General features: G+C 41.0%; 2 protein-coding genes. One reads left to right on the forward strand and one right to left on the reverse strand.

What is annotated here, in order from left to right; translation table 11 throughout:
* Positions 1-159 precede the first annotated feature (159 nt).
* Positions 160-618: an NUDIX hydrolase gene (locus tag V7147_RS04980; protein WP_335366759.1), complete on the reverse strand. Its 459-nt coding sequence runs from the start codon at positions 616-618 to the stop codon at positions 160-162.
* Positions 619-1,496: 878 nt separating this feature from the next.
* On the opposite strand from V7147_RS04980, the gene V7147_RS04985 reads away from it, so the two are divergent.
* A partial coding sequence (locus tag V7147_RS04985; RefSeq protein ID WP_438824548.1) for an aminotransferase class III-fold pyridoxal phosphate-dependent enzyme occupies positions 1,497-1,737 on the forward strand: 241 nt, incomplete at its 3' end.

The raw sequence follows: 1,737 nt of genomic DNA on the forward strand, positions 1-1,737 counted from the left end.
TAGTCTTTGATCCTATGCTCGAAAAATTTCCTCTGAAAATCTGTGGCATCCGCCGGAGGCTTTAACTTTATTCAGTCAAAACATAAACCTTGACTGAATTGTATACCTATTTGCATTCAGCCCCCTCTTGGAGAAATAGGGGGCTTCTGCTGAACAAAGTTAACTAGGATCTAATCTGTATGAAAGTAATTGAAAATCGGGTGTATATGTAAATGTTCCGTAAATAACGCCAGAACCTTTTAATACGTAGTCCAAAATATGATAATCACCAGGGGCCATCGGCAGTTTTGGTATATCCTGTATATCCTGCCATTTTAGGATCCCCTCTTCGGATTCATCCACATTTTCACCTTCAAAATCATTTGCTAAAAAAGAAAACATCATCCATTCTGATGTAACCTTGTCGCCTTCTTTAATAATAAATGTAAAAATCCCTTTAATATCTGGATTTTTTAGATATAATCCTGTTTCCTCTCGGTATTCACGGATACAGGAGTCGCGAATCGATTCACCTGGCTCCATTTTTCCTCCAGGAGCAACCCACCACCCACGACGTGGCTTTTGTAAAAGCAATACTTTATTGTCTTTGCGTACTACGCAATTTGTAACTCTCTGCACTATCTTTCACCCCAAGTCGGTCATAACCAAAAATCAAATGCGCCTTGGCGTATTTGCACCCAGATTTTAGGCCCACAGGACGTGGGTCACAAAGACGTTGCCACAGGATGTGGCGTTCTTAGTCTTTGATCTTACGCTGCGAAAAATTTCCTTTGAAAATCTGCGGCATCCGCCGGAGGCGCTATCTATTTTCAGTCGGTTCTCTAAACCCGACTTAATATAGATAGCCGTTTGTAAGCAATCTTCTTGTTATTATTATACTATTTCTGACAGGCACTCACAATGAACAAGATTTACATGTTTATTTTTGTTTCAATTATATTGTGTGTTTATGAAGGAGGGTGAAAAGGACCGCGTCGACAAAAGCGCCACGCCCTCATGTCTTGTCGACACTAGCACGTCCTGTGCGTCGAAATTTCGAGGCGATGCAGCTTTGAGTACCGGAGCGAGGCAACTGCTTGAGTTAACACCCTTGCAGCCTTGCACTGAGGAATTGACTTCGAGAGTAAGCTAGTAGACGCAAGCGCATAAACCAGTTATTCGTGATGTTATCGGAGCAATGTACGAAGAAATCCGATGTGTCATTTTCGGCTAACTACAAAAAAAGGGGGCACAGGGGATGTACCCGTGCCCAAAAAAATCTATTTTATAAAAAGGGGGTCAATTACTACTCTTATAATACTCAAAAAATATTTCATCCGTGTTACAGGAGGGTTAAAACATAATTACGATTTAAAGCTTGGATTTTACAATGATGAAATAAAAGTTTGGTTGGACTCGTTTTATTCCCGATTCCTAGTTCGAAAGCTTGAACTTTACACATATATTTTAGTTACGGCTAAATGAAGGAAGGAGGAATAAATGTGCATGAAAAATTGATGGTTCGCCAGGAATTGATGGAGCTTGACCAGAAACATTTTTTACATCCAACCTCACCGATTCAGCAACAGCAGGTTCTCGGTCCCTCGTTTATTTTTACAAAAGGAGAAGGTGTATTTCTTGAGGATGTGAATGGGAAACGAGTGCTTGATGGCATGTCCTCGTTATGGAATGTCAATATCGGACATGGACGGAAGGAATTGGGACAAGCCGCCCAGGAGCAAATGAACAAGCTTGCAT

The organism is Bacillus sp. JJ1521 (genome assembly GCF_036965165.1).
GTDB lineage: Bacteria > Bacillota > Bacilli > Bacillales > Bacillaceae_L > Ferdinandcohnia.